The organism is Streptomyces sp. NPDC002276 (assembly GCF_053891435.1).
On sequence record NZ_JBSFCQ010000002.1, the window covers coordinates 774,854 to 793,414 of the forward strand.

Genomic DNA, 18,561 nt, shown 5'->3' on the forward strand with positions numbered 1-18,561 from the left:
GTGGAGGATAGGACCGGGGAGGTGCCGGGGATGCCGGAGCTGTCGCAGGAGACCGAGCGCGGGAGGGCCGTACTGCCCTTCGGGACGGCCGAGGTGACCGGGCCGTCCATGGTGCCGACGTTGAACCACGGGGATCTGCTCGTGGTGCAGTACGGCGCCAGGGTCAGGCCCGGGGACGTCGTCGTGCTGCGGCATCCGTTCCAGCAGGACCTGCTGGTGGTCAAGCGGGCCGTGGAGCGGCGGGACGGCGGGTGGTGGGTGCTCGGGGACAACGCGTTCGCGGGCGGGGACAGTACCGACTACGGCGCCGTGCCCGAGGACCTGGTACTGGGCAGGGTGCGGTTCCGGTACCGGCCGCTCAAGCCCGGTCAGCGTTCGCCGCTCGCGCTGGCGCGCTGGGTGGTCTCCGCCGCCAGGCCCGTCCTCTCCGACCGATCGGCCTCCAGGCGCTTCCGGGCCCGGTAGGCGGCCACGTTGGCGCGCGTCGCGCAGCGGTCCGAGCAGTAGCGCCGGGAGCGGTTGGTCGAGGTGTCGAGGTAGGCGTTGCGGCACGGCGGTGCCTCGCACAGGCCCAGGCGGTCGACGCCGTACTCGGTGAGGTGGAAGGCCAGGCCCATCGCCGCGATGGCCGCGTAGCCGGCGGTCGCGTTCGACGGGTGGTCCGCGAGGTGCATGTGCCACAGCGGGCGGCCGTCCTCGTCCCGGAAGTTGTGCCCGGAGATCTGCGGACTGACCGGGAACTCCAGGAGGAGTGAGTTCAGCAGGTTCACGGAGAGGGTCTCGTCGCCGTCGTCGGCCGCCTGGAAGACCGCCCGCAGCCGGCCCCGGACCGAACGGAAGCGTGTGACGTCGGCGTCGGTGGCGCGGCGGGCCGCCTCCTGGTTGCTGCCGAACAGGTCCCGTACGGCCTCGACCGAGGTCAGGACGTCCTTGCCCCGGGCCGGTTCCTCGGTGTTGACGAGGCGTACGGCATAGTCCGAGTAATAGGCCAGTTCCACTTGTAGTCCTTACAGAGGCGCTCTATGGTCGTGGATGCGGTCGGGTAACAGCTGATCGTGCTTCCAGGGTATTACGACAGCCGCATTGTGACAGTGCGTGGACAGGGGGTCCTCATGACGACCGGTGTCGGAACAGACTGGCAGTCCTGGCAGGAGAGCTGGGACCGGCAGCAGGAGTGGTACATGCCCGACCGGGAGGACCGCTTCCGGATCATGCTCGACATCGTCGAGGCGAGCGTCGGGCCCGAGCCGCGCGTCCTCGACCTGGCCTGCGGCACCGGCAGCATCACGGCCCGGCTGCTGGCCCGCTTCCCGAACGCCACCAGTACCGGTGTCGACCTCGATCCCGCCCTCCTCGCCATCGCCCGCGGCACCTTCGAGGGCGACGAGCGGGTCTCCTTCGTCACGGCCGACCTCAAGGACCCGCGGTGGACGGGGAAACTGCCGTACGACTCGTACGACGCGGTCCTCACCGCCACGGCCCTGCACTGGCTGCACAGCGAACCCCTCGCGGACCTCTACGGCCGGCTCGCCGAACTGGTTCGCCACGGCGGCGTGTTCATGAACGCCGACCACATGATCGACGACAGCACACCCCGGATCAACGCGATCGAGCGCACCCACAGCCGGGCCCGGATGGAACAGGCCCAGCGGAACGGCGCCCTCGACTGGGCCGAGTGGTGGCAACTCGCCGCCCAGGACCCGCATCTCGCCGAACCGACCGCCCGCCGCTTCGAGATCTACGGCGCTCACGCGGACGGCGACATGCCCTCGGCCGCATGGCACGCGCGCGTGCTGCGCGAGAAGGGGTTCGGGGAGGCGCGGGCGGTGTGGTGCTCGCCGTCGGACACGTTGCTGCTGGCGCTCAAGTAGGCCGATTTTTCCGGCTGTTGGCGTACCAGGGGAATTGCTCACTTGCGCAAATGGGCGAACGTTGTGAAATGATCTCCGCCGATGGGCGGCCGGTCGGCCGTCACGGGAACGGGGAAGGTGAGCCTGCGATGCGGCTCAAGAGGTCCGCTGCGGTGGCAGCGATGTGCGCGGCTCTGGCGGCCGCGGGAACGACCGCGGCGCCGATGGCGTACGCCGAAGGGAACGGGGGGTGTTACTCGTACACGGACGTCGACACGTATCCCAACGACAGCACCCTGATCACCTGGAAGGCCTGTATCAGCAAGAAGGCCACGCGGGTGGGACACCCCTACGCGATCGTCTCCATGGGGAAGAAGCACCCCAAGTGCAAGATCCTCATCACCGCGGTCACCACCGGCGAGAAGATCGTCTCCAAGAAGGTCTACCCCTGCCCGACGGGCAAGGTGGTCAACAAGCGGTACAACGGCCCGGACTTCAAGGGGAAAGGGCAGTTCACGACCTTCGTGCACATGTATGGCGTGACGACGGAGGGCAACCTGTCCCCGCGCAGTCCCTGGCTCAATCTGCGCTGACCTGAACGCGGTTGCCGCCTGCCCCGGCCGGAGCGGGCGGCAACTGCCGTCGGTGACGGTTCAGAGCACCTTGGGACGGTTCAGAGCACCTTGGACAGGAACCCCTGCGTCCGCTCGTGCTGAGGGTTCGTCAGGACGTCGCGCGGGTGGCCGGATTCGACCACGACACCGCCGTCCATGAAGACGAGGCTGTCGCCGACCTCGCGGGCGAAGCCCATCTCGTGCGTGACGACGATCATCGTCATGCCGGACTCGGCGAGGTCGCGCATGACGTCGAGGACGTCGCCGACCAGTTCCGGGTCGAGGGCCGAGGTCGGCTCGTCGAAGAGCATCAGCTTCGGGTCCATCGCCAACGCCCGCGCGATCGCGACCCGTTGCTGCTGGCCGCCGGAGAGCTGCGAGGGGTAGTTCTGGGCCTTGTCCGACAGCCCCACCCGCTCCAGGAGCTGCATCGCGCGCTCCCTGGCCTGCCCCTTGTTGACGCCCCTGACCTGCACCGGCGCCTCGATGATGTTCTCCACGGCCGTCATGTGCGGGAACAGGTTGAAGCGCTGGAAGACCATGCCGATGTCCCGGCGCTTCACCGCGACCTCGCGATCGCGCAACTCGTAGAGCTTGTCGCCCTGTTGGCGGTAGCCGACGAGTTCACCGTCGACGTACAGCCGGCCGGCGTTGATCTTCTCCAGGTGGTTGATGCACCGCAGGAAGGTCGACTTGCCGGAGCCCGAAGGGCCGATGAGGCAGAACACCTCGCCGGACTTCACCTCCAGGTCGATGCCCTTGAGCACCTCGACCTGGCCGAACGACTTGTGGACGCCCTCGGACTTGACCATCGGGACCGACGGGTCGGTCGTGGCGGACTCGGTCTTGGTGAGCTTGTCGGTCATGCCGCTGCTCCCTTCGGACGGCCGATGGACAGCAGGTTCGCCCGGATCTTCTGGAGCGGGGTCGGCGGCAGCGCACGGCTGGAGCCGCGGGCGTAGTACCGCTCGACGTAGTACTGCCCGACGCTCAGGACGGACGTCATGATCAGGTACCAGGCGGCGGCGAGGAAGTACATCTCCACCGGGGCACCGGAGTTCTGGCCGATGTCCTGGGCGTAGCGGAAGAGTTCCGGATACTGGACGGCCGCCACGAGCGAGGTCGTCTTCAGCATGTTGATCACTTCGTTGCCCGTGGGCGGCACGATCACCCGCATCGCCTGCGGGATCACGATCCGGCGCAGCGTCTTGGCGTGGCTCATGCCCAGCGCGTGCGAGGCCTCGGTCTGGCCCTCGTCGACCGCGAGCAGGCCGGCGCGGCAGATCTCCGCCATGTACGCGGCCTCGTTGAGGCCGAGGCCGAGCAACGCCGTCAGCAGCGGCGTCATGAAGGCCGACCAGTAGTTTTTATAGATCGGCCCGAGGTTGATGTAGTGGAAGACCAGGCCCAGGTTGAACCAGAGGAACAGCTGGACCAGGACCGGCGTACCGCGGAAGAACCAGATGTAGAACCAGGCGATCGACGAGGTCACCGGGTTCTTCGACAGCCGCATCACCGCGAGGCCGATGCCGCCGACGATGCCGATCACCATCGACAGGACCGTCAGCAGGAGGGTCTTGTAGACACCGGTCATGATCCGGTGGTCGAAGAAGTAGTCCGGTACGGCATGCCAGTTGATCTGGCCGTTGCCGAACGCGTAGATGATCGAGACCAGGATCGCGATCGCGACGACGGCGGAGATGTACCGCCCGTAGTGCTTGACCGGAATGGCCTTGATGGTCTCCGGGGCGGCCGGGGGCGTGTCCTGCGGCCCCGGCGCCCGGTCGATGTCAGTAGTCACGGATGTTGCCTCTCAGCGACGGCGGATCCGCGGTCACTTGCCGCCGTTGATCACGGACGACTTGACGGCACCGTCCTCGGCGCCCCACTTGGTCAGGATCTTCTGGTACTCGCCGCTCTTGATCACCGCGTCCATCGCGGCCTGTAGCGCGTCCCGCAGCTGGGTGTTGCTCTTGGCGACCGCGATGCCGTACGGCGCCGCCTCGACCTGGTCGCCGACGATCTGGAAGTCCTTGCCGCCGCCGGAGGTCTTCACCGCGTAGGCCGCGACCGGGAAGTCGGAGGAGGCCGCGTCCGCGCCGCCCGAGCGCAGGCGGGTCTGGGCCTGCTGGTCGTCGTCGAAGGGCTCGATGGTGATCTTCTTGCCGCCCGTGCACTTCTTCGTCTCGGTCTTGGCGAGGTCCTCGGAGACCGTGCCGCGCTCGACCGCGAGCTTCTTGCCGCACAGGTCGGACCACGAGGCGATGTTCCCCGTGTCGCCCTTGCGCGTGTAGATCGAGACACCGGCGGTCAGGTAGTCGACGAAGTCGACGCCCTCGCCGACCTTCTTGCCCGTGTCGCCGTCGATGCCGTTCTGCCGGTTCTTGTTGTCGGTCATCGCGGACATGGCGATGTCGTAGCGGTCGGAGCGCAGACCGGTGAGCAGGCCGTCGAACGTGCCGTTCTCGAACTCGAACTTCACGCCGAGCTGCTTGCCCATCGCGGCCGCGAGGTCGGGGTCGAGGCCGACGACCTTGCCGGAGTCGTCCTTGAACTCGACCGGCGCGTACGCGATGTCCGAGCCGACCTTGACGACCCCCGCGCTGCGGATCGAGGCGGGCAGCTTGGAGGCCAGCGGCGCCGAGCTGGTGGACGCGCCGCTGGAGTCGTCCTTCTTGGTCTGGTCACCACAGCCGGCGAGCAGCAGGGTGGAGGCGACCGCGATCGCACCGACCGCTGCCAGCCGGGTGTGCGGGGCGGTCGTACGACGGGTGAAGCGTGCGGTCATGGTGGGTTCCTCCGGCGGATGGATGGCGGTGCCGACGGGTCGACGAGAACACACACCTTCGGGTGTCGCGACCTCGTGTGATTAGGGCATCTTGCCATTCGGACTGAACCATTCAGGGGACTCCCTATGTCAAAATCGGATAACGGGTGAACCCCGAATCGCATCAGGTCGGTACATCAGGACGCCCTGATCACACACCATCTGCTGGAATCACTCCTTCCGGCCGGAAGATCTTCGGTATGTCTCACGATGTGATCGATCATCGTTCCGCCCTCGGCCGACGAGATGTGACCTTGCGCCTATTGGACTCGTCCTCGGTGCCGTCCGTCCGGTAAGAAGGTTCTTTACACCCCTCATCCGGGGCTCAGGGCGCGTGTGCGGCGCGCCCGTCGCGCAGGTGCTCGTACGCATCAACTCTCTGGGCCCTGCGCGGTGCCCGCCCACCCCTCACCAGGGCGTGGTCACCCTCAAAATCAATGAAGACTTAAGGGGTAAGACAAAGTGGCAGCGGAGATCGTCAATCCTCGCAGCGACAGCAGTACGGATCAGGACGGCGGGGCCGAGCCCCTCGATTCCTTCGATCCTGCGTTCGCGCTGCACCGCGGCGGCAAGATGGCCGTGCAGGCCACCGTGCCGATCCGCGACAAGGACGACCTGTCCCTCGCGTACACACCCGGCGTCGCGCGGGTGTGCACCGCCATCGCGGAACAGCCGGAACTCGTCCACGACTACACATGGAAGTCGTCCGTGGTCGCCGTCGTGACGGACGGTACGGCGGTGCTCGGACTCGGCGACATCGGTCCCGAGGCCTCCCTCCCCGTCATGGAGGGCAAGGCGATCCTGTTCAAGCAGTTCGGCGGCGTGGACGCGGTGCCGATCGCGCTGGCCTGCACCGGCGTCGACGAGATCATCGAGACCGTGGTGCGGCTCGCGCCCTCCTTCGGGGGCGTCAACCTGGAGGACATCTCGGCGCCGCGCTGCTTCGAGATCGAGCGCAGGCTCCAGGAGCGGCTCGACATTCCCGTCTTCCACGACGACCAGCACGGCACGGCGATCGTGACGCTGGCGGCCCTCCGCAACGCGGCGAAGCTGACCGGGCGCGAGCTGGGCGACCTGCGGGCCGTCATCTCCGGCGCGGGCGCGGCCGGGGTGGCCATCGCCAAGTTCCTGCTGGAGGCCGGGCTCGGTGACGTCGCCGTCACGGACCGCAAGGGCGTCGTCTCGCGCGACCGGGACGACCTCACCCCGGTCAAGCGCGAACTGGCCGAGCTGACCAACAAGGCGGGGCTCTCCGGGACACTGGAAGCGGCGCTGGAAGGCGCCGACGTCTTCATCGGCGTCTCCGGCGGTACGGTCCCGGAACCGGCCGTCGCCTCCATGGCCGAGGGCGCGTTCGTCTTCGCCATGGCCAACCCGGACCCCGAGGTGCACCCCGACGTGGCGCACAAGTACGCGGCGGTCGTCGCCACGGGCCGGTCCGACTTCCCGAACCAGATCAACAACGTGCTGGCGTTCCCGGGCATCTTCGCGGGCGCGCTCCAGGTGCGGGCCTCCCGGATCACCGAGGGCATGAAGATCGCGGCGGCGGAGGCGCTTGCCGGTGTCGTCGGCGACGACCTCGCCGCGGACTACGTCATCCCGTCCCCCTTCGACGAGCGCGTCGCCCCCGCGGTCACGGCGGCTGTCGCCGCGGCGGCCCGGGCGGAGGGCGTCGCCCGCCGCTAGCCCGAATGGCCCCGTCCATCTGGGCGGGGCCATTTCTTTGCCCACCCGCCCGTCCGTTCAGGTGACTTGAGGGGTGGGCGTCGTACGTGCGTGCTCGCGCCGGCTCAGCGGCTGCGGCCAGTCGCGGGGGACGGTCACGCAAACACCCCGCCCCCTCGCGCAAGAGGGCATGTGTCACACCGCGAGGTAGTTCCCCACGCCACCGGCGGAGCCTATGGTCAGAGCCATGTTCGCCGTCTACGCCGCCCGAATCGACCGCGACGAGCCGCTCTCCGGCCTTGAGTTGGGGGAGCGTCCCGCCCCCGAGGCCCGGCCGGGCTGGAGCATCATCGATGTCAGGGCCGCCTCCCTCAACCACCACGACCTGTGGTCCCTGCGTGGCGTGGGCCTCGCCGAGGACAAACTGCCGATGATCCTCGGCTGCGACGCCGCCGGCGTCGACCAGGACGGCAACGAGGTCGTCCTGCACTCCGTGATCGGCCAGACCGGCCACGGCGTCGGCCCCAGGGAACCCCGTTCCATCCTCACCGAGCACTACCAGGGCACCTTCGCCGAGCAGGTCGCCGTACCGACGTGGAACGTGCTGCCCAAGCCGAAGGAACTGTCTTTCGCCGAGGCCGCCTGTCTGCCCACGGCCTGGCTGACGGCCTACCGCATGCTCTTCACCAACTCCGGTGTACGGCCTGGTGATTCGGTGCTCGTCCAGGGCGCGGGCGGCGGTGTCGCCACGGCCGCGATCGTGCTCGCGAAGGCGGCCGGGCTGCGGGTCTTCGCGACCAGCCGGGACGAGGCCAAGCGGAAGCGGGCGCTGGAACTGGGCGCCCTGGAGGCGGTGGAGCCGGGGGCCCGGCTGCCGCAGCGCGTGGACGCGGTCATCGAGACCGTCGGCGCCGCCACCTGGTCCCACTCGGTCAAGTCGCTGAAGCCCGGCGGCACGCTCGTCATCTCCGGTGCCACGAGCGGCGACCGCCCCTCGCACGCCGAACTGACCCGTATCTTCTTCCTCGAACTCAAGGTCGTCGGCTCGACCATGGGCACCAAGGACGAGCTGGAGGACCTGCTCGCCTTCTGCGCCGCGACGGGTGTCCGCCCGGTCATCGACGAGGTGCTCCCGCTGGACCGGGCCCGCGAGGGCTTCGAACGCCTCGACTCCGGCGGCCAGTTCGGCAAGATCGTGCTCACCAACAACTGACGCTCCCTGGTACCTCTCCAGTACTTCTTCGGTACTTCTCCACTACGGCCGGTCCGGTTCCTCCCGGGCCGGCCGTCGACGTCTGTCAACTTTGATTGACAGGTGGGCGAGTGTCAACGTAGGTTGACATCATGACCGAAGCAACGGATCTCGCCGAGCGCGCGGGCGACCGTGACCCACGGGTCGGCCTCCGTGCCGTCTCCGCGCTGCGCAAGCTGGTGGAGCAGCTGGAGGCGGTGCAGGTGCGGAGTGCGCGCAATCAGGGCTGGTCGTGGCAGGAGATCGCCGCGGAACTCGGAGTCAGCAGGCAGGCCGTGCACAAGAAGTACGGGAGGCAGTGATGTTCGAACGGTTCACGAAAGACGCCCGCGCCCTGGTGCGGGGCGCGGTGGAGCACAGTGAGCGGTCGGGATCCGGTTCCGTCGAGGCCGAGCACCTGCTGCTCGCCCTCCTCGACCGCGAAGGCAGCCGAGCCTCCTTCACCCTGACCGCCCTCGGCCTCACCACCGAAGAACGCAAGGAGTCCCTACGGCAGGCTCTGGGCGACGCACGCCGACGGGCCGGGCTCTCGCAGTCCGAGGCCGACGCCCTCGCCGGACTCGGCATCGACGTCTCGGAGATCGTCGCCCGCGTCGAGGAGGTGCACGGTGTCGGCGCGATGTCCGGCGACCGCAAGGGCGGGGAGTGGTGGTCGGGCCGCCGTACCTTCGGCCGGGGTGCCAAGAACGTCCTGGAGAAGTCCCTGCGCATCGCCGTGGCCCACCGCGAGCGGCACATCGGCGACGAGCACTTCCTCCTCGCCCTGACCATCCTCCCCGGTGTGCCCGGTGAGGTGCTCGCCGATCACGGGGTGACCCACGAGGCGGCGACACGGGTCCTGTACGGCGGGTACGGCGAGTACGGCGGGGGAGAGGCGAAGGCGGGGTGAAGGGTGGGGCGGTGCGCGTCGGTTCGATGGCGCGGCGCACCGCCTGCGGGCCTTAGCCTCGGTCCCTGCCCCGGCTCAGGCCCTGCGGCCGCCCCGCAGTATCGCCCCGATGTGTGCCGCTGCCGTGGACAAGTGGCGGCGGGTGTCGCGGAGTTGGTCCTCGGTGACACCCTGGTCGCGGGCCGCGTCACGGATGTCGTCCCGGAAGCGGTCGAGCAGCCGGTCCAGATCGCGGGCCGGGTCGCCGGTGGAGTCCTCGTGGGCCCAGGACGGTTCGAACTCGGCGGGGAAGTCCTCCGGGGTCTGGCTGTACTCCGGTGCCGACGCCCCCGGTGCCGATCCCGGCCCCGACGCGGGTGCCGATGCCGACTTGCCCGTACCCGGCCGCCCCCCGAACCCGAAGTCCTTGCCGAACTCCTTCCCGAAGTCCCCGAACTCCTTTGCCAGTTCGGTCAGGCTCTCCCGTACGCCCGTGGGCCAGTCGCCGCGCGCGAAGTGGTCCTGGGCGTGTTCCTGGACCTGGCGGCCGATGCGCTGCATCTCCTCCTGGGCCTGTGCCCACGCCCGCGCCTGCGCCTCCTTGGCCTGGCGTCGGGCCTGCTGGGCCTCCTCGCGGGCCCGCCGACTCTCGTCCTTGGCGCGCCGGGCCTGCTCCTTCCACTCCTGCTTGGCGCGGCGCATCTCCTCCTTGGCGGCGCGCCACGACTCCTTGTCGCCGAATTCCGTGAAGTCCCCGGCGGCGCCTTCGTGTTCGCCGCTACGGGCCCGCGCGCCGCCGGTGCCCCGCCGGGCCTCGGAGGCCGCCGCGCGCATCTCGCGCCGCAGGTCGCCCGCCGCGCCCCGGACATCGGCCCGGATCTCGGCGGCCAACTCGGCGACGGACTCGCGGATCTCCAGCTCCAGATCGGCCAACTCGCCGCTGCGGTCGGCCAGTTCGGCGCGGCCGGCGTCCGTGATGGCGTACACCTTGCGGCCGCCCTCGGTGGTGTGGGTGACCAGGCCCTCGGCCTCCAGCTTGGCCAGGCGCGGGTAGACCGTGCCCGCCGACGGCGCGTACAGCCCCTGGAAGCGCTCCTCCAGGAGGCGGATCACCTCGTAGCCGTGGCGGGGGGCCTCGTCCAGCAGCTTCAGCAGGTAGAGGCGGAGGCGGCCGTGGGCGAAGACGGGAGGCATGTCAGAGCACCTTCTTGTCGGTCGTACCGTCGGCCGCGGCGCCGCCTGAGGCGTCGTCCGGGCCGGAAACGGAATTCTCCCCCGAGTCGCCCCGAACCCCGTCCACAGGGGCACCGGTCACGTCGTCCTCAACGCCCTGTCCGCCTGCCTGACCGCTGTCCTCCTGACCGCTGTCCTGGACAGTGTCCTCGTCGTCCTCCGCCGCCGGTCGGCGCAGCAGGGCGATGGAGCCGGAGACGGTCGTGGCGCGCAGCTTTCCGGTGCCCGCGCCGAGGCGGCCGGTGATCTTGTGGGCGCCCCACTGGCCGTGCACCCGCAGTCCGTCGAAGGCGTTGGAGATGGAACCGCTCGCCGTGTTCGCCTCGACGTCCGCGTCCGCCGGATGCGGCAGGCGGATGGCGATCTCGCCCGAGACATTGGTCAGCCGGACGTCGGTCGGGCCGTCCGGGTCGAGGTCCACGATCATGGAGCCGCTCACCGACTCGGCGCGCACCGAGGTCCCCGAACCCTCGACGACGGTGAGGTCGCCGGAGACGGAGTTGAAGCGGAGGTCGCCGGTGACGGCCTGGGCCTCCAGGTTCCCCGAGACCGTCTCGGCGCGGACCGGGCCGGAGAGGCTGACGAGGGTCGTGTCGCCCGTGACGCCCCGCACCACGGAGGGCCCGCTGATCCCGGAGACGACGGCCGCGGCGCCGACCACCCCGACCTCGACCCGGGTGCTCGCGGGAACGGCGAGCGAGACCACCGCGCTGCGCCGCCAGCCCTTGCGGTCGAGCCACTTGAGGAAGCCCTTCCAGGGCAGGTCCTCGTACGCCACCGTCAGGGTGCCGTGCTGCTGGGTCACCACCAGGGGCGGCCCGTCGATCTCGGAGATTTCGAGGCGGGCGGAACCCTCGTCCGTCCCCACGACGTTCACCGTTCCGTTGACGATGCGTACATGGAGATCGCTCACGGGCTCGTCGAACGTGAGCTTCCTGGGCTCTGCGACGGACCACTCGGACATGATGCAGACCTCCTCGGTCGACCCGGACGGGACGGGATGCAGACGGGATCGGAAACGACGCGCCATATCGCGTCTTCCGAGAAACACGATATATCGCGGATGCGGAAAGTCAAGACACTCGTTTCGGTGATCGCCGATCGACCCCGACCGTCCAACGAACGGCGGAAAGGGGCGTATTGCCCTAGCGTGTGACCATGTCCACGGAGAAGTCCCAGGTCGGACGCAGGGCCGGTGCCGGTTCTGGCGCGCTGCTGCTCTGCCGGGCGGAGGCGGATTCCGTCGCCCAGGCGGCCCACCCGCTCCACGAACGCATGCTGCTGACCCGCGCGGGCGACGACTGGAGTGTGCTCGTCCCCGAGGGCAAGCCCTGGCTGCACGGCGACGAACCCGTCGACCGCGTCCTCACCGGCTGGGCCGCCGCGCTCGCCGTCGGCGCCCCCTGGCCCGTACTCGCCCTGTGGTGGGACGCCGACCGCGCCGGTTACACCCTGGCCTCGGGCTTCCGCCGACCCGTCGGCTACATCTGGCTCGCCGACGGCACTCCCGCAGGCGAGGACGAGGCGATGCGCACCTTCGCCGCCCGCCTGGACCTGGACCCCGTACTGGACCTGGAGTCCCTCGACCACCTGACGAAACCGGACCCCGAAGCCGACGCCCGCGCCCGTCTGCGTGGCCTCCTGGCGGTCCTCACGCGCGCGGGAGTGGCCCTTCCGACGGGCCTCGCCCCCGGCGAACCGGCGGACCGCCTCCGCGAGATCGCCCGCATCCGCCCGGACGCCCGGCAGATCGAGCGCTCGGGCTGGCGGGAGGCGGTCCGCAGAGAACTGGCGACGGAACTCGAAGCGGTCGACAACAGCCGCCTGGGCCCCTGGCTCCCCTGGTCCGGCACATACGCGACCAGCGCCCTGTCCGTGGCCCAGCTGACGGTGGGCGTCCCGCTCACGGCCTGGGGCCTACGGCACCGCAGCGCGGGCTGGACCGCCGCGGGGGCACTGCTCCTGGCCTACGGGACGGTCGGCATCGCCTACGGCCTGGCCTGCCCGCGCGACTGACACAGGGGGCGCGACGGGCCGTCGTAGGAACTGCTACTCGTCGTCGTCCTCGTCGTCCAGCCGGGCCAGCCAGGTCGCCAGGCGCTCCACCGGGACCTCGAAGTCGGGGTTGAGGTCGACGAACGTCCGCAGCTGCTCGGCGAGCCACTCGAAGGTGACTTCTTCCTCGCCGCGCCGCTTCTCCAGTTCTTCGATGCCACGGTCCGTGAAGTACATGGGTCAAGGATAAGTGCGCGCGAACGGCCGGGCCGCACCCCTGGAGTAGGGGTGCGGCCCGGCCGCGTGCGGTGGTTCGGGGCGGTTACGCCTCGAACACCTCCGTGACTAGCTGCTCCTGCTCGGCCTGGTGCCGCTTCGCCGAGCCCACCGCCGGGGACGACGAGTGCGGGCGCGAGATCCGCCGCAGGCGCTCGCCGTGGGGCACGTCCGCGCCGACCGCGAGGTCCAGGTGGTCGATCAGGTTGAGGGCGATGAACGGCCAGGCGCCCTGGTTGGCCGGCTCCTCCTGGGCCCACAGGTACTTCTCGACGTTCGGGTACTTGTTGACCTCCGCCTGGAGCTCGGCACCCGGCAGCGGGTACAGGCGCTCGACGCGGATGATCGCCACGTCCGTGGTGCCGCGCTTGGCGCGCTCGGCCTCCAGGTCGTAGTACAGCTTGCCCGTGACGAAGACGACCTTGCGGACGGCCGCCGGGTCGGTGACCGTGGCGTCGCCGATGACCGGGCGGAACTGACCCGTCGTGAACTCCTCCGTCTTCGACGCGGCGGCCTTGAGGCGCAGCATCGACTTCGGGGTGAAGACCACCAGCGGCTTGTGGTGCGGGTTGTGCACCTGCCACCGCAGGAGGTGGAAGTAGTTCGACGGGAGGGTCGGCATCGCGACCGTCATGTTGTTCTGGGCGCAGAGCTGGAGGAAGCGTTCCACGCGCGCGGACGAGTGGTCCGGGCCCTGGCCCTCGTAGCCGTGGGGGAGGAGCAGGGTGACGCCGGACGTCTGGCCCCACTTCTGTTCCGCCGCCGAGATGTACTCGTCGACGACCGACTGCGCGCCGTTGACGAAGTCGCCGAACTGCGCCTCCCACATCACGAGCGCGTCGGGGCGGGCCAGCGAGTAGCCGTACTCGAAGCCCATGACCGCGTACTCGGAGAGGAGGGAGTCGTAGACGTTGTAGCGGGCCTGGTCCTCGGCGAGGTACTGGAGCGGGGTGTAGTCCTCGCCCGTCTGGCGGTCGATGAGGACCGCGTGGCGCTGGCCGAAGGTGCCGCGGCGCGAGTCCTGGCCGGACAGGCGGACCGGGGTGCCCTCCAGGAGGAGGGAGCCGATCGCGAGCGTCTCGCCCATGCCCCAGTCGATCGTCCCGTCCTCGACCATCGTCGCCCGGCGCTGGAGCTGGGGCAGCAGGCGCGGGTGGACGTGGAAGTTGTCCGGGATGTTGACCTGGGACTCGGCGATCCGCTTGACGACCTCCGAGGAGATCGCCGTGGAGACCGCGACCGGGAACTCGGCCTGCGGGTCCGTCATCGGGGCGGCGCCGGGCTGGGCGGTCGCCTCGCGGACCTCGGTGAAGACCTTCTCCAGCTGGCCCTGGTAGTCCTGGAGTGCCTGCTCGGCCTCTTCCAGGGTGATGTCGCCGCGACCGATGAGGGACTCGGTGTACAGCTTGCGCACCGAGCGCTTCTTGTCGATCAGGTCGTACATCAGGGGCTGGGTGAAGGCCGGGTTGTCCGACTCGTTGTGACCGCGGCGGCGGTAGCAGATGAGGTCGATCACCACGTCCTTGTTGAACGCCTGACGGAACTCGAAGGCCAGGCGCGCGACGCGGACCACTGCCTCCGGGTCGTCGCCGTTCACGTGGAAGATCGGGGCCTCGATCATGCGGGCCACGTCGGTGGCGTACATGGAGGAGCGCGAGGACTCGGGCGCCGCCGTGAAGCCGACCTGGTTGTTGATGACGATGTGGATCGTGCCGCCGGTGCGGTAGCCGCGCAGCTGCGACATGTTGAGCGTCTCGGCCACCACGCCCTGGCCCGCGAAGGCCGCGTCACCGTGCAGGGCGAGCGGGAGGACCGTGAAGTCCGTGCCGCCCTTGTTGATGATGTCCTGGCGGGCGCGGACGATGCCCTCGATGATCGGGTCGACCGTCTCCAGGTGGGACGGGTTCGCCGCGAGGGTGACCTTGATCTGCTCGCCGTCCAGGCCGGTGAAGGTGCCCTTGGCGCCCAGGTGGTACTTCACGTCGCCGGAGCCGTGCATCGACTTCGGGTCGAGGTTGCCCTCGAACTCGCGGAAGATCTGGGCGTACGACTTGCCGACGATGTTCGCGAGCACGTTCAGGCGGCCTCGGTGGGCCATGCCGATGACGACCTCGTCGAGGCGCGACTCGGCCGCGCTGTCGATGACCGCGTCCAGCAGCGGGATGACGGACTCGCCGCCCTCAAGGGAGAAGCGCTTCTGGCCGACGTACTTCGTCTGGAGGAAGGTCTCGAAGGCCTCCGCCGCGTTCAGGCGGCGCAGGATGCGCAGCTGCTCCTCGCGCTCCGGCTTGGAGTGCGAGCGCTCGATGCGGTCCTGGATCCACTTGCGCTGCTTCGGGTCCTGGATGTGCATGAACTCGATGCCGGTGGTGCGGCAGTAGGAGTCGCGCAGCACGCCGAGGATGTCGCGCAGCTTCATCAGGGACTTGCCGGCGAAGCCGCCGACCGCGAACTCCCGCTCCAGGTCCCACAGGGTGAGGCCGTGCTCGGTGATGTCCAGGTCGGGGTGCTTGCGCTGGCGGTACTCCAGCGGGTCGGTGTCGGCCATGACGTGGCCGCGGACCCGGTAGGAGTGGATCAGCTCGAAGACGCGGGCGGCCTTCGTCACGTCGTTGTCGTGCGACGCGTCGATGTCCTTGAGCCAGCGGACCGGCTCGTACGGGATCCGCAGCGACTCGAAGATCTCGTCGTAGAAGCCGCTCTCGCCGAGCAGGAGGTTGGCGACGATCCGCAGGAACTCGCCCGAGGCGGCGCCCTGGATGACCCGGTGGTCGTAGGTCGACGTGAGCGTCATGACCTTCGAGATGCCGAGCTTGTTCAGGGTGTCCTGGCTGGTGCCCTGGAACTCCGCCGGGTAGTCCATGGAGCCGACGCCCATGATGACCGACTGACCGGGCATCAGACGCGGCACCGAGTGGACCGTGCCGAGGCCGCCGGGGTTGGTCAACGACACGGTGACGCCCGTGAAGTCATCCATCGTCAGCTTGCCGTCGCGGGCGCGGCGGACGATGTCCTCGTAGGCCTGCCAGAACTCGAAGAAGTTCAGCGTCTCGGCCTTCTTGATGCCGGCGACGACGAGCTGGCGGTCGCCGTTGGGCTTCACCAGGTCGATGGCGAGACCGAAGTTGATGTGCTCCGGCTTGACCAGGGTCGGCTTGCCGTCCTTCTCCGCGAAGGAGTGGTTCATCGACGGCATGGCCTTGATGGCCTGCACCATCGCGTAGCCGATGAGGTGGGTGAAGGAGATCTTCCCGCCCCGGGCGCGCTTCAGGTGGTTGTTGATGACGATGCGGTTGTCGAAGAGCAGCTTGACCGGGACCGCACGCACCGACGTGGCGGTGGGCACCTCGATCGAGGCGTTCATGTTCTTCGCGACCGCGGCGGCGGGACCGCGCAGCGTCACGTACTCGGGGCCACCGGGGGCCTCGGTCGCGGGCTCGGCCTTCTTCGGCGCGGGCGCGGCGGCCGGAGCCGGTGCTACGGCCTTCACGGGGGCCGGAGCGGCGACGGGAGCCGGAGCCGGGGCCGGAGCGGCGGCTGCGGGCGCGGGGACCGCGGGGGCGGGAGCTACTGGAGCCACCGGCGCGGCCGGGGTGGAGGTCCCTGCGGCCCCCGCGGCCGCAGTACCCGCCGAAGTCGAGGTCGGGGCGGCAGCCGCGCCCGGCTTGTAGTCGGCGAAGAAGTCCCACCAGGCTCGGTCTACCGAGTTCGGATCCTGGAGGTACTGCTGATAGATCTCGTCGACGAGCCACTCGTTGGGCCCGAACGCCGCCGCGGGATTCTTACCCGCGGCTTGGTCGGACTCGGTCGAGATGGTCGAGTTACTGGGGGACTGTGACGACACGGCGGCAACCGCCCTCTTCCGCTTCACAAGGTGATGGACAGCGGGAATTAAGGCTACGCCCCCATGACCACGAAGGTCAGGTCGGGCCGGTCCATCGTCGTGTAAGTCACACCGGAAAGTGTGTTTCGGGGGCCGAAATGGCGGGAAACAAGCGTGGTTCCGCTACAGAAGGGGTGACTTGGTGCGGGCCGGGCGCACGAACGGCGCGGGCCTCTGCCTGATCACACGTGTCCGTCAGCGCGGACCGCCGTGGATCTTGGGGCTCCGGGTCGAACTTTACGTCAACTTGGCACGGATGACAGTCCCGGAAGGGTGACGATAATCCTGCAACCACGGTCGGATTCGGCCACGCCGATCCGGCCGCCGTGCAGATCCACCGCCCAGCGGGCGATCGCCAGGCCGAGGCCCGTACCGCCGTCGCTGCCGGGTCCGTGGGGCGCGCTCACCGCTCCCCGGTTGAACCGCTCGAAGATGTGCGCCCACTCCGCCTTCGGGATGCCGGGCCCCTCGTCCAGGACCTCCAGCTCCAGCGACTCCGGCAGCGACCCGCGCCGCGCCTTCACCGTCACGCGCCCGTGCGCCGGGCTGTGCTTCACCGCGTTGTCGATGAGGTTGGCGACGACCTGGTGGATGCGCTCCGGGTCCGCGAGCGCCGTCAGCTCCGGCGGGGACACGTCCAGGTGCAGATGGACGTCCGTCCGCGTGTGACTCCCCGAGCCCGACGCGATGCCCGCGCGCGCGGAGGCGACCATGTTGGCCTCCTTGAGCACGCCCGAGAGATACGGCCACACCTCGAAGCGGCGCGTCTTCAGCGGTACGACGCCGTTGTCCAGCCGGGAGAGGTCGAGCAGCGTCTCGACGAGCCGCCCCAGCCGCTCGGTCTGCTTCAGCGCCGTCCGCATGGTCTCCGGGTCGGCGGCCGAGACGCCGTCGACGACGTTCTCCAGTACGGCGCGCAGGCCCGCGATGGGGGTGCGCAGCTCGTGCGAGACGTTCGCGACGAGTTCCTTGCGCTGGCGCTCCTGGGCCTCCAGCTCGTCGGCCATGACGTTGATCGTCCCGGCCAGGTCGCCCAGTTCGTCGCGGCGGTTCTCGCGTACGCGGCGCGTGTAGTCGCCGCGCGAGATGGACCGGGCGACCGTGTTCATCTCGTCCAGCGGCGCGGTGAGCGAATGGGCCACGAACTGCGTTATCAGCAGTGTGGCGATCATCGAGAAGACCGTGATGAAGCGCAGCTCCGTCGCCGTGCGCATGGCGATCATCATCAGTCCGGTGGTGATGAGCACCGAGATGACGACCAGTGCGCCCAGTTTGGTCTTGATCGAGAACGGGCGTACGCCGCCCCAGGGCTCCCCGGGGCTCCTCCGTGACGTCGGCCCGCCGCTCATGGCGTCGGAGTCTCCAGCGCGTAGCCGACACCGTGCACCGTGCGGATCCGCTCGGCGCCGATCTTCCGGCGCAGCGCCTTGATGTGGCTGTCGACGGTGCGGGTGCCGGAGGCGTCCGCCCAGTCCCACACCTCCGCGAGCAGCTGCTCGCGGGAGAGCACGGCACGAGGGGTGTTCGCCAGGCACACCAGCAGGTCGAACTCGGTGGGCGTGAGATGCACGTCGTCGCTGCGCACCCGTACCCGGCGCTGCGCGTGGTCGATCTCCAGCTCGCCGAGGCGCAGGATGCCCGAGCGCGGGGTGGAGGCGGCCACCACGGCACGCTCGACGCGGCGCAACAGGACGTGCACGCGCGCGGCCAACTCCCGCATGGAGAACGGCTTGGTCATGTAGTCGTCGGCGCCGACCCCGAGCCCGACCAGCATGTCGGTCTCGTCGTCGCGCGCGGTGAGCATCAGCACCGGCACCGGGCGGGCGGCCTGCACCCGGCGGCAGACCTCCAGGCCGTCGAAACCGGGCAGCATGATGTCGAGGATCAGCAGATCGGGCTGCCAGGCCTCGGCGGTGTCGACGGCCGAGGGCCCGTCGCCCGCGGTTTGCACGAGGAATCCCTCGGCGCGCAAACGGGCCGCGATGGCGTCGACGATCGTCGCGTCGTCCTCGACCACGAGCACCCGGCGCTGCGCGCCCGGCGTGGCCGTGGCCGTGCCGTTGTGGGAGGTGTGTGTCTGCTCCATCGCCCGCCCCTG

At 69.5% G+C, this 18,561-nt stretch carries 18 protein-coding genes; 8 read left to right on the forward strand and 10 right to left on the reverse strand.

All coding sequences use genetic code 11. The annotated features are described in order from the left end of the window. Window positions 1-30 precede the first annotated feature (30 nt). Window positions 31-465, forward strand: coding sequence for a nickel-type superoxide dismutase maturation protease (gene sodX / locus ACWIHT_RS08710; protein WP_456165792.1), 435 nt, complete (start codon window positions 31-33; stop codon window positions 463-465). Here sodX and ACWIHT_RS08715 read toward each other — a convergent pair. Further along, a complete protein-coding gene (locus tag ACWIHT_RS08715) occupies window positions 369-998 on the reverse strand; it encodes a CGNR zinc finger domain-containing protein (RefSeq protein ID WP_456165794.1) in 630 nt (209 codons plus the stop codon). The two genes, sodX and ACWIHT_RS08715, sit on opposite strands and share 97 nt — an antisense overlap. A gap of 114 nt (window positions 999-1,112) precedes the next feature. Here ACWIHT_RS08715 and ACWIHT_RS08720 point away from each other — a divergent pair, with 114 nt between their 5' ends. Beyond that, window positions 1,113-1,871 (forward strand): class I SAM-dependent methyltransferase, encoded by a 759-nt coding sequence (locus ACWIHT_RS08720; RefSeq protein ID WP_456165796.1) that lies wholly within the window; start codon window positions 1,113-1,115, stop codon window positions 1,869-1,871. 128 nt (window positions 1,872-1,999) lie between these two features. Further along, window positions 2,000-2,443 (forward strand): hypothetical protein, encoded by a 444-nt coding sequence (locus ACWIHT_RS08725; RefSeq protein ID WP_456165798.1) that lies wholly within the window; start codon window positions 2,000-2,002, stop codon window positions 2,441-2,443. A gap of 80 nt (window positions 2,444-2,523) precedes the next feature. Here the strand turns inward: ACWIHT_RS08725 and ACWIHT_RS08730 are convergent, their stop codons facing one another. Genes ACWIHT_RS08730 through ACWIHT_RS08740 form a run of 3 tightly spaced genes read right to left on the reverse strand, consistent with a single transcriptional unit; the run spans window position 2,524 to window position 5,252 of the window. Further along, window positions 2,524-3,276, reverse strand: a complete 753-nt coding sequence (locus ACWIHT_RS08730; RefSeq protein ID WP_456166039.1) for an amino acid ABC transporter ATP-binding protein — start codon at window positions 3,274-3,276, stop codon at window positions 2,524-2,526. Between the two features lie 50 nt (window positions 3,277-3,326). Then, a complete protein-coding gene (locus ACWIHT_RS08735) occupies window positions 3,327-4,265 on the reverse strand; it encodes an amino acid ABC transporter permease (protein WP_200710789.1) in 939 nt (312 codons plus the stop codon). A gap of 33 nt (window positions 4,266-4,298) precedes the next feature. After that, the gene (locus tag ACWIHT_RS08740) at window positions 4,299-5,252 is read right to left on the reverse strand and encodes an ABC transporter substrate-binding protein (protein ID WP_456165800.1); all 954 of its coding nucleotides are present in this window, start codon (window positions 5,250-5,252) and stop codon (window positions 4,299-4,301) included. A gap of 501 nt (window positions 5,253-5,753) precedes the next feature. Here ACWIHT_RS08740 and ACWIHT_RS08745 point away from each other — a divergent pair. The 4 genes from ACWIHT_RS08745 to ACWIHT_RS08760 all read left to right on the forward strand — a co-directional run bounded on the left by ACWIHT_RS08745 (window position 5,754) and on the right by ACWIHT_RS08760 (window position 9,097). Continuing rightward, on the forward strand, window positions 5,754-6,977 hold the full coding sequence (locus ACWIHT_RS08745) for an NAD(P)-dependent malic enzyme (protein WP_456165802.1): 1,224 nt from the start codon (window positions 5,754-5,756) through the stop codon (window positions 6,975-6,977). Between the two features lie 226 nt (window positions 6,978-7,203). Then, the gene (locus ACWIHT_RS08750) at window positions 7,204-8,169 is read left to right on the forward strand and encodes a zinc-binding dehydrogenase (protein WP_456165804.1); all 966 of its coding nucleotides are present in this window, start codon (window positions 7,204-7,206) and stop codon (window positions 8,167-8,169) included. 131 nt (window positions 8,170-8,300) lie between these two features. Next, entirely contained in the window at window positions 8,301-8,510 is a 210-nt protein-coding gene (locus ACWIHT_RS08755) for a helix-turn-helix domain-containing protein (RefSeq protein WP_019058236.1), read from the forward strand. Continuing rightward, on the forward strand, window positions 8,510-9,097 hold the full coding sequence (locus tag ACWIHT_RS08760; protein WP_456165806.1) for a Clp protease N-terminal domain-containing protein: 588 nt from the start codon (window positions 8,510-8,512) through the stop codon (window positions 9,095-9,097). The genes ACWIHT_RS08755 and ACWIHT_RS08760 overlap by 1 nt, the downstream gene beginning before the upstream one ends. Window positions 9,098-9,172: 75 nt before the next feature. Here the strand turns inward: ACWIHT_RS08760 and ACWIHT_RS08765 are convergent, their stop codons facing one another. Both ACWIHT_RS08765 and ACWIHT_RS08770 read right to left on the reverse strand, forming a co-directional pair. Continuing rightward, complete coding sequence (locus ACWIHT_RS08765) at window positions 9,173-10,270, reverse strand: helix-turn-helix transcriptional regulator (RefSeq protein WP_456165808.1); 1,098 nt, start codon at window positions 10,268-10,270, stop codon at window positions 9,173-9,175. A 1-nt stretch (window position 10,271) separates the two neighbouring features. Continuing rightward, the gene (locus ACWIHT_RS08770) at window positions 10,272-11,273 is read right to left on the reverse strand and encodes a DUF4097 family beta strand repeat-containing protein (protein WP_456165810.1); all 1,002 of its coding nucleotides are present in this window, start codon (window positions 11,271-11,273) and stop codon (window positions 10,272-10,274) included. Window positions 11,274-11,467: 194 nt separating this feature from the next. Here ACWIHT_RS08770 and ACWIHT_RS08775 point away from each other — a divergent pair, with 194 nt between their 5' ends. Further along, window positions 11,468-12,325 (forward strand): hypothetical protein, encoded by an 858-nt coding sequence (locus tag ACWIHT_RS08775; RefSeq protein ID WP_456165812.1) that lies wholly within the window; start codon window positions 11,468-11,470, stop codon window positions 12,323-12,325. Window positions 12,326-12,358: 33 nt separating this feature from the next. Here the strand turns inward: ACWIHT_RS08775 and ACWIHT_RS08780 are convergent, their stop codons facing one another. The 4 genes from ACWIHT_RS08780 to ACWIHT_RS08795 form a co-directional block, all read right to left on the reverse strand. Further along, window positions 12,359-12,541, reverse strand: a complete 183-nt coding sequence (locus tag ACWIHT_RS08780) for a DUF6104 family protein (RefSeq protein ID WP_019075209.1) — start codon at window positions 12,539-12,541, stop codon at window positions 12,359-12,361. 85 nt (window positions 12,542-12,626) lie between these two features. After that, window positions 12,627-16,424, reverse strand: coding sequence for a multifunctional oxoglutarate decarboxylase/oxoglutarate dehydrogenase thiamine pyrophosphate-binding subunit/dihydrolipoyllysine-residue succinyltransferase subunit (locus tag ACWIHT_RS08785; RefSeq protein WP_456165814.1), 3,798 nt, complete (start codon window positions 16,422-16,424; stop codon window positions 12,627-12,629). 281 nt (window positions 16,425-16,705) lie between these two features. After that, window positions 16,706-17,812, reverse strand: coding sequence for a sensor histidine kinase (locus tag ACWIHT_RS08790; protein ID WP_456165816.1), 1,107 nt, complete (start codon window positions 17,810-17,812; stop codon window positions 16,706-16,708). Continuing rightward, on the reverse strand, window positions 17,809-18,549 hold the full coding sequence (locus ACWIHT_RS08795) for a response regulator transcription factor (protein WP_262055703.1): 741 nt from the start codon (window positions 18,547-18,549) through the stop codon (window positions 17,809-17,811). Before ACWIHT_RS08795 ends, ACWIHT_RS08790 begins: the two co-directional genes overlap by 4 nt. Window positions 18,550-18,561: the final 12 nt, after the last annotated feature.

Bases quoted from the DNA above. Each gene is read 5' to 3' on its own strand.
- sodX (WP_456165792.1), top strand. From the start codon at position 31: ATGCCGGAGCTGTCGCAGGAGACCGAGCGCGGGAGGGCCGTACTGCCC.
- ACWIHT_RS08720 (WP_456165796.1), top strand. From the start codon at position 1,113: ATGACGACCGGTGTCGGAACAGACTGGCAGTCCTGGCAGGAGAGCTGG.
- ACWIHT_RS08725 (WP_456165798.1), top strand. From the start codon at position 2,000: ATGCGGCTCAAGAGGTCCGCTGCGGTGGCAGCGATGTGCGCGGCTCTG.
- ACWIHT_RS08730 (WP_456166039.1), bottom strand. From the start codon at position 3,276: ATGGTCAAGTCCGAGGGCGTCCACAAGTCGTTCGGCCAGGTCGAGGTG.
- ACWIHT_RS08740 (WP_456165800.1), bottom strand. From the start codon at position 5,252: ATGACCGCACGCTTCACCCGTCGTACGACCGCCCCGCACACCCGGCTG.
- ACWIHT_RS08750 (WP_456165804.1), top strand. From the start codon at position 7,204: ATGTTCGCCGTCTACGCCGCCCGAATCGACCGCGACGAGCCGCTCTCC.
- ACWIHT_RS08755 (WP_019058236.1), top strand. From the start codon at position 8,301: ATGACCGAAGCAACGGATCTCGCCGAGCGCGCGGGCGACCGTGACCCA.
- ACWIHT_RS08760 (WP_456165806.1), top strand. From the start codon at position 8,510: ATGTTCGAACGGTTCACGAAAGACGCCCGCGCCCTGGTGCGGGGCGCG.
- ACWIHT_RS08765 (WP_456165808.1), bottom strand. From the start codon at position 10,270: ATGCCTCCCGTCTTCGCCCACGGCCGCCTCCGCCTCTACCTGCTGAAG.
- ACWIHT_RS08770 (WP_456165810.1), bottom strand. From the start codon at position 11,273: ATGTCCGAGTGGTCCGTCGCAGAGCCCAGGAAGCTCACGTTCGACGAG.
- ACWIHT_RS08775 (WP_456165812.1), top strand. From the start codon at position 11,468: ATGTCCACGGAGAAGTCCCAGGTCGGACGCAGGGCCGGTGCCGGTTCT.
- ACWIHT_RS08780 (WP_019075209.1), bottom strand. From the start codon at position 12,541: ATGTACTTCACGGACCGTGGCATCGAAGAACTGGAGAAGCGGCGCGGC.
- ACWIHT_RS08790 (WP_456165816.1), bottom strand. From the start codon at position 17,812: ATGAGCGGCGGGCCGACGTCACGGAGGAGCCCCGGGGAGCCCTGGGGC.
- ACWIHT_RS08795 (WP_262055703.1), bottom strand. From the start codon at position 18,549: ATGGAGCAGACACACACCTCCCACAACGGCACGGCCACGGCCACGCCG.